The organism is uncultured Acidaminococcus sp., assembly GCA_900538365.1.
GTDB lineage: Bacteria > Bacillota > Negativicutes > Acidaminococcales > Acidaminococcaceae > Acidaminococcus.
Genome location: UPXT01000010.1, coordinates 44,859 through 52,724, shown reverse-complemented (window position 1 = coordinate 52,724; position 7,866 = coordinate 44,859). Strand labels below are relative to the sequence as shown.

The window sequence follows — 7,866 nt, the reverse complement described above, 5'->3', positions numbered from 1 at the left end:
GCTGGGCCAACACCCTGCCAAGAAAAATACTCGGCTATAAGACACCCGAGGAGTGTTTTAGGGAAGAAATGCTTGCAGCACTTACTGCATGAAGGTTCGCCGGGTGTTCAACTTATTATTGCAATTCGGGATAGCATTTTTCCTAGGAAAATGGCGGTTTCCTGCCGCTTGGTCCATCCTTTGACAAAGGGACGGTACCTAGAACAGCCACTTTGGTGTATAATAAGGAAACCAAAAACCGGGATCCTTCCCTTTCAAGGAAGTTTTTCCCCTGAAAAAAGGAGTTCCATCATGCTCTATTATTTGGATCAAGCGGCAACCACCGCCCTTTATCCCGAAGCCCTTAAGGCGATGATGCCGTATCTTACAGAAGCCTACGGCAATCCTTCAAGTCAGCATCCCAAGGGGCAGGAAGCGGCCCGTGCCCTGATTATGGCCCGCGAACAGGCAGCCCGCGCCCTATCCGTCCACCCATCGGAAATTACCTTTACGGGCGGCGGCAGCGAGAGCGACAACCAGGCCCTGATCACAGGGGCCCATATCGGTGCCCAAAAAGGAAAGCGTCATCTCATTTCCACCGTCATGGAGCATCACGCCGTGCTCCACAGTCTGCGGCGCCTCAAGGAAGAAGGGTTTGAAATCACACTGCTTCCCATTTCAAAGGATGGATTCGTCAGCCCAGAAAGTGTCAGAAAGGCTCTGCGCCCAGATACGGCCCTGGTCAGCGTTATGGCAGCCAACAACGAGATCGGTACCATCCAACCCATCGAGGCCATAGGAACCCTGTGCCATGAAAATGGCGTGCTCTTTCATACGGATGCCGTGCAAGGCGCGGCCCATATGGACCTTGATTTCACAAAAGGAGTCATCGACATGGCATCTTTTTCGGCCCATAAGTTCCATGGACCCAAAGGCGCCGGAATCTTATATGCAAGACGGGGCATCGAGCTTGAAAGCCTCATCGAAGGCGGAGCCCAGGAACGGGGTAAACGGGCGGGAACGGAAAATATCCCCGCCATTGTCGGTATGGCCGCAGCCCTTGAAAAAGCCATGCAGGAAAAAACTGTGGAAAGCGCCCGCATCCGGGCCCTCAAAGAACGTCTGCGGGAAAAACTGCTGGTCCTTAAAGGCGTGCGGCAAAACGGCGCCCTTTCTCCCAGCCTTCCGGGAACGCTCAACATGACCTTTGACGGCGCCCCATCAGAAGCCCTCCTGCCCCTATTGGGCATGGACGGCATCTGTGTTTCGGCAGGCTCCGCCTGTGCGTCCGGTTCACCGGAACCTTCCCATGTACTTCTTGCCTTGGGGCTTTCAGCCAAACAGGCCCGCTCGTCCATCCGCTTCAGTCTTGGCGCGGACCTTGACGAAAAAGACATCGATACCATTGCGGCAATCGTCATCGGTCACGTTACAGCCCTACGAAAACTGCACCATGCTGACCAATGAGGAAATACAGATCTATGGGGCCCTCAAAAAACTAAAGATTCCCTATGAGGTTTTCCCCCATCCGCCCATCATGACCCTTGACGAAGGCCTTGTCCTTACGAAAACCATGAAAGCCGCGGCAGTAAAGAACCTTTTTTTGACAGCTCCCAAGAAGAAACAATTCTTCCTGCTCCTCCTTGCTGAAGGAGAATCCTTTGTAGGAAAAGCCCTTCAGGAAACACTTGGGTCGGGCCATCTTACCTTTGGGGATAAAGAAGACCTTTCCCATCTCCTTTGCTGTAAAAAAGGGGCTGTATCGGCCTTAGGCCTGCTTTTTGACACAGGACAAGCCGTGACGCTTCTCATTTCCCGTACCCTCTTATCGAAAGAGGACCTGATCTTCCATCCCTGCCGCAATGATAAGTCCCTCAAGATATCCGCAAAGGACCTTATCAACCGTTTCTGGCCCGCCACGGGTCACATTCCCCGCATCATCGATGCGTCAATTATAGATGCCAAGGAGGAATCCCTATGAAAGCACTCATTGCCATGAGCGGCGGCGTTGATTCATCCGTAGCCGCAAAACTCATGCTTGACCAAGGATATGAATGTGTAGGCTGCACCATGAAGCTCTACAACAACCCCGATGCCGGCTGCAGCAGCAAGACCTGCTGCAGCGTCCGGGATGTAGAAGACGCCCGCAGCGTCGCTGCCCGTCTGGGCATGCCTTATTTTGTCTTTAACTACATGGACGAATTCCGCCGGGATGTCATGGAAACCTTCGCCCGTTCCTACACCCTCGGGAAAACACCGAATCCCTGCATCGACTGCAACAAGTTCCTGAAATTTGGAGCCTTGTACGAACGAGCAAAGGAACTGGGCTGTGACACCATCGTCACCGGTCATTACGCCCGCATCCGGAAGCGCAATGGCCGCTATGAACTGCTTCGTGCCAAAGATCCCAAAAAGGACCAGAGCTATGTCCTTTATAACCTCACGCAGGAACAGCTCGCCCACACACAGTTTCCTTTGGGTGACTATGAAAAGACCTATACCCGGGAGATTGCTGAGAAAAGCGGGTTCATCAATTCCCACAAGCCTGACAGCCAGGATATTTGCTTTGTGCCTAACGGGACGTATACAGAAGCCGTAAGGCGCATCCTTTCCTATGAGCCTCAACCGGGCCCCTTCCTCACCTTGGACGGGAAGGAAATCGGCACCCATAAAGGCATCATCTACTATACCATTGGCCAGCACAAGAAACTGGGACTTCCCCAACCTGATGGGCCGCTTTATGTCGTAGCCATTGATTCCCGGAAAAACGCGGTCATCGTGGGTCCTTCACAAGCCCTTTTCCGCCGCGATGCAGCCGTAAAGGAAGCCAATTGGATTTCCGGCAAAATCCCGGAAGCGCCTTTTGCCTGCCTCGTCAAGGTCCGCTATCGTCAGGAAGCACAGCCGGCCATCGTCACCCCGACCGGATCCAATACCTTCTCCATCCTTTTTGACGAGCCCCAGCGCGCCATTACACCGGGTCAGTCCGCGGTCCTCTATGGCCTTGGTGAGGACACAGACGTCGTCATAGGCGGCGGAGTTCTCCAATGAAACCCACGTCTTCCCAAAGACCTCGCTGGATCATGCACGTTGATATGGATGCCTTCTTTGCCTCCGTTGAGCAGCTGGACCATCCGGAATACCGCAGCAAACCCGTCATCGTCGGCGGGCTTTCCGGAAGGGGGGTCGTCTCCACAGCCTCTTATGAAGCCCGGCGCTTCGGTGTCCATTCGGCCATGCCCATGAAGGAAGCGCTGGAACGGTGCCCTAAGGGTATTTTTGTAGAAGGACGCTATGGAAGATACCTGGAACTATCCCAAAAGATCCGCCAGATTTTCCATGAATTTTCTCCCCTTGTGGAACCGCTTTCCATTGACGAGGCCTTTTTGGACCTTACAGGCATGGAGCGCTTGGTCGGGGAGATTCCCGCCCTTGGCCCCCGCATCAAGGAACGCATCAAAAAAGAGACAGGCCTTACAGCATCTGTTGGCCTTGCCCCCAATAAGTTCCTTGCAAAACTCGCCAGTGACCTCCAAAAACCTGATGGCCTTGTCATCATCCGGCAGAGCGAGGCAGCCTCGCGCATCGCTCCCCTTCCGATTTCCCGCATCTTTGGTATTGGCGCAAGGTCCGCCTCCCTTTTGGCGCGCCTTGGTATCAGGACCATCGGGGACCTTGCTGCCTGTGATGCGTCCCTTCTTTCCCCTCTTTTCGGGAAAAATACAGAAACCATCCTGCGCTTTGCCCACGGTCTTGACGACCGGCCCGTCATTCCTGATGAAAAGCGTCAATCCCTCGGCCGGGAACTGACCTTTGAAAAAGACCTTCAAGACCATACAGTCATCTTGGAAATTCTTTGGGACCTCTCCCAAGAAGTGGGCTTTCGCCTCCGAAGTGCGGGACTTTCCGGATACACGGTCACGCTAAAGATGAAGACACCGGATTTCAAGGTCCATACGAGAAGCCTTTCCTCCGACCTGCCCTTGCAGCTGGATGAAGAAATCATGGAACGCATCAAGCTCCTGACCCGTAGGAACCCCCTGCGCGATCCTGTAAGGCTCCTTGGCGTGACCGTAAGCCACTTGGTCCCGCAGGAAAGTTCTGAACAAAACCTGTTTTCCGGAAAAGACCGCAATACCCAGAGAAGCCTCGCTGTAGATGCCCTGAAGAAACGATTTGGAGAAGCCATCATTAAAAAAGGGGCGCCTTTCGGCCCCTCCCATCCCCTATAAAAAAGCCACGATCCTCGAACGCGCTCATGCGTCCAGATCGTGGCTTTTTCAATCCCTCAAAAAAAGTAATGGGCAAGGAGGCTCTTTATCCCCAGACCGACAAGGACAAGGCCGCCCACCAATTCCGCTTTGGTTTTTCCCTTCATGCCAATATAGGATCCAAAAACACAGCCCATAAAGGATAAACAGAAGGTGATTGTACCAATTTCAAGGACTGTAGGTCCAATGTCGAGTCCTTCAAAGGCAAAGCCCACACCGACGCCCAAGGCATCGATACTGGTAGCAACCGCAAGGCCCAGCATCGTCAAAGGTCCTGTAATGACCTTACAGGCGGCTTCTTCATGTGCCTCTCGGATCATACCTATGCCAATCCAAGAAAGAATCAAGAAAATGATCCAGTGGGCATAGGCATCCACCCAAGCGGCAAAATACAGGCCCAACTGATAGCCTAAAAAAGGCATCAAGGCCTGAAAAATGCCAAACCAAGCCCCGTACTGAAGCCCGCCCCTAAATTTCCGCTCCTCGGCAAGGCGCATGCCACCGCAGACAGAAACTGCAAAAGCGTCCATCGACAGGGATACGGCAATGAGAAAAATTGTCAGCGCTGTCATCAGCGGCGTTTCCCGTAAAGGGCCTCATATACGACCATGGTCAGCGCCCGAAGGACCTTCAATTCTTTTTCATTGTGGCGCTTGTCTTCACTCATCTTGCCAAAGATAGGCAGGCTCACCTTCATCATCTGTTTGGTGATCCCGTGCTGCCGGACACCGCCGGCCATGACGGATTGACCGATTCCGTCCAGGACGGTAAGGGCCATGCGTTTTTCCCTGCCTTCCAGCTTGGTGTTGCCCAAAATCTGTTTCTTGATGACTTCCTGTTGTTCCTGGAAATCCTCTTTCGTCAGGATATAGGTTTCTTCATCTGCCATAAGGCTCCCCCCTCAGGTTGGACTCATGCTCTATATTGTATCACGGAGCGTCCTTTTTGGCGAGTTCATTTGATGACAGCAAGGGGAACGGGGCCGCCCGTAAGGCAAATGGGCCCATCCTTCCCTATGAAATAGGTATTTTCTGTGCCCACCATGCCAATACCGGGAAGGCCAATCTTCGGTTCCACAGCAAGGACCATATTCTCCTTGACCGTATCCTTCACGCCGTGGGTGATGACGGGAGTCTCGTCCATAACAAGACCAATGCTGTGGCCCAGGAAACGGCCGCCATTCATGAAATACGGTTCATAGGCTGGATCAAAATGTGTCATGACCGTATCATAGACATCACCAAAGACGGCTCCGGGCTTCAAAAGGGAAACTGTTTCCTTTTCAAGGGCCAGACAGTAGGCATAGGCCTTCAGAATCTTTTCCCGGTCAGGATCCAGATCCAGGTCTCCATAGTAATAGACCACGGTCTTATCCGTATTGTATCCATCGACCCCGCAGGAAATATCAAGATAGACAAGGCGACCCTGTTTAAGGAGACGGAAGGCCGACCCAATGCTCTGGACAGCCACGCAGGTTCCGCCAGTTCCTCCGGGGCCGTCAAAGGCCGTACGGACAAGGGCACTTTTCCCAAAAGAAGCCAGCCCAATGACATCTTCCCCGGTCGGTCGATTGGTCCGGGCCACGCCATGGCTCCCCAGAAGGAGCATCTTGAGATAAAGACGGACAGCCAGTTCCGCCTCACTGATCCCTTCATGAAGGAGCGGTGCCACATCATGGATAAGGACCTGTTCATGGATACGTCCTGCCCGCGTCAATAGTTCCAGTTCATAATCACTCTTGATGCTGCGCAGCTGCGCAAGGACAGGGGTCAGGTTCCGCTGCTGCTTCATGGGAAAATATTTCTGGAAAAATTCCAGCCATTCAAGGCTGGTATGCTTGTTGTCCAGATAGATGACAGGCGGTGCAGCTTTTCCGTAAAACTCTGCTGGCTGGCGAAAACTGTGCATGCGGCGCAGCATGGATTCAGGCAGGAGCGATTCATTTTTAGCCCGAGCAAGGCTCCGTCGGACCCAGAGAATCGCATCTTCCGGCCGGATGATAAAGGCCCCATCCTGCATGGTTCCCGTAAAATAATACATATCGATTTTATCCGTGATGACCGCCATTTTCCATGCCGGGTCGCGTGCCGTCATGACACGGCGGAAAGAATCCAGACGGCTTGTCAGTTCCTTTAGGGGAACCCGGCGCAGTTCGTCACTCATAAAGGCATCATGTTCAAGGATGGCCATTTTCCATCAGCTCCTTTTTGTACAAGGGTACGGCCCTTATTATAGGAGCTTGGGCCGAAGAGTGCAACGCCTCTTAAGAAAGGCTTTGGAGCACGTCTTCAAGAACATCCAAGGCAAAGGTCAGCTCGTTTTGGGAAATCGTAAGGGGCGGATTGAAATAGAGTACATCGCCTAAAGGCCGCAGCAAAAGTCCCTTGGAAAGCGCTTTCTCATAAAGTTCATAGCCTGTGCGGCGGGAAGGATCATAGGGCATCTTCGTCTTTTTGTCCGCCACCAGTTCCAGGGCATGGATCAGTCCGATATGTCGGATTTCCCCAACATGGGGATGGTCCCCCACGCGCTGGTTAAGCTGCTCCGTAAGCCAGGGGGCTAAGGTTTGGGCCTTTTTGAGGACGCCATGATCCAAAAGTTCATCCAAGACACCATGAGCTGCCGCGCAGCCCAAAGGATTGCCTGCATATGTGTGGCTGTGGACAAAAGCCTTGTGCTCACTGTAATCAGCATAAAAAGCATTGTAGACAGCATCCGTCGTGAGCGTGATGGACATGGGCAGATAACCGCCGGTAAGTCCTTTGGAAACGGTCATGATATCCGGCGTGATCCCTGCATGATTGCAGGCAAAAAGTTTCCCCGTCCGGCCAAACCCTGTGGCAATTTCATCACAGATGAGAAGCACATCATAGGCATCGCACAGCGCCCGCAGTTTCTTCAGATATACGGCCGGATAGACACGCATGCCGGCGCAGCCCTGCAGGAGCGGTTCCACGATGAGGGCACAGGTTTCCCGGGCCGATTGGGCAAAGGTTTCCTCCGCATACTGGATGCAGTCCCCTTGGCAGGTATCCCGCGTCTTATGAAAGGGGCAGCGGTAGCAGTCCGGAGCCTTTACATGGATATTATCCATCATCATGGGCTGATAGAGCCTTGCAAATTGATCCATGCTCCCTACGGAAAGGGCCCCAATGGTCTCGCCGTGATACCCATCGGAAAGGCACATGAAGCGGGTCCGTTCACCGTGTCCCGTCTGGAGTTGATACTGAAAAGCAATCTTGAGTGCGGCCTCAACCGAGGAAGATCCATTATCATTGAAATGGAATTTTGTCAGGCCCTTAGGCAAAAGGGGCAGGAGCCGTTCGGCAAGGGTAATGGCCGCTTCATGGGTGCAGCCGGCAAAAATCACATGTTCGAGCTTTTCCAGCTGGGCCTTGATGCGTTCATTGATGACGGGGTTGCCATGCCCCAGGAGATTGGCCCACCAGGAACTGATGATATCAAGATAGGCCTTTCCTTTTTCATCATAGAGCCAGGACCCTTTTGCATGATCCACAAAAAGGGGCGGCAGGCTTTCATAATCTTTCATTTGGGAGCAGGGATGCCAGATATGGGCAAGATCCCGCTGCTGATACTCATTCATGGGAGGGCTCCT

The 7,866-nt window shown here is 53.1% G+C and carries 8 protein-coding genes; 4 read left to right on the top strand and 4 right to left on the bottom strand.

What is annotated here, in order from left to right:
* Positions 1–291 precede the first annotated feature (291 nt).
* The 4 genes from QZQ08_RS03580 to QZQ08_RS03565 are packed head-to-tail and all read left to right on the top strand — an operon-like array spanning position 292 to position 4,211.
* The gene (locus tag QZQ08_RS03580; RefSeq protein WP_296327976.1) at positions 292–1,446 is read left to right on the top strand and encodes a cysteine desulfurase family protein; all 1,155 of its coding nucleotides are present in this window, start codon (positions 292–294) and stop codon (positions 1,444–1,446) included.
* Positions 1,433–1,960, top strand: a complete 528-nt coding sequence (locus QZQ08_RS03575; RefSeq protein WP_296327974.1) for a YbaK/EbsC family protein — start codon at positions 1,433–1,435, stop codon at positions 1,958–1,960. Before QZQ08_RS03580 ends, QZQ08_RS03575 begins: the two co-directional genes overlap by 14 nt.
* Positions 1,957–3,030 carry a tRNA 2-thiouridine(34) synthase MnmA gene (gene mnmA / locus QZQ08_RS03570; protein ID WP_296327972.1) on the top strand — a complete coding sequence of 358 codons (1,074 nt, stop codon included), beginning with the start codon at positions 1,957–1,959 and terminating at the stop codon, positions 3,028–3,030. The genes QZQ08_RS03575 and mnmA overlap by 4 nt, the downstream gene beginning before the upstream one ends.
* Positions 3,027–4,211: a DNA polymerase IV gene (locus tag QZQ08_RS03565; RefSeq protein ID WP_296327969.1), complete on the top strand. Its 1,185-nt coding sequence runs from the start codon at positions 3,027–3,029 to the stop codon at positions 4,209–4,211. Before mnmA ends, QZQ08_RS03565 begins: the two co-directional genes overlap by 4 nt.
* A 56-nt stretch (positions 4,212–4,267) precedes the next feature.
* On the opposite strand, the gene QZQ08_RS03560 is transcribed toward QZQ08_RS03565, so the two are convergent.
* The 4 genes from QZQ08_RS03560 to bioA all read right to left on the bottom strand — a co-directional run bounded on the left by QZQ08_RS03560 (position 4,268) and on the right by bioA (position 7,854).
* Entirely contained in the window at positions 4,268–4,822 is a 555-nt protein-coding gene (locus QZQ08_RS03560) for a manganese efflux pump MntP family protein (protein ID WP_296327967.1), read from the bottom strand.
* A complete protein-coding gene (locus QZQ08_RS03555; protein WP_009015733.1) occupies positions 4,822–5,139 on the bottom strand; it encodes a hypothetical protein in 318 nt (105 codons plus the stop codon). Before QZQ08_RS03555 ends, QZQ08_RS03560 begins: the two co-directional genes overlap by 1 nt.
* Before the next feature lie 65 nt (positions 5,140–5,204).
* Entirely contained in the window at positions 5,205–6,440 is a 1,236-nt protein-coding gene (locus tag QZQ08_RS03550) for a Xaa-Pro peptidase family protein (protein WP_296327963.1), read from the bottom strand.
* Between the two features lie 73 nt (positions 6,441–6,513).
* Complete coding sequence (gene bioA / locus QZQ08_RS03545; RefSeq protein ID WP_296327961.1) at positions 6,514–7,854, bottom strand: adenosylmethionine--8-amino-7-oxononanoate transaminase; 1,341 nt, start codon at positions 7,852–7,854, stop codon at positions 6,514–6,516.
* Positions 7,855–7,866: the final 12 nt, after the last annotated feature.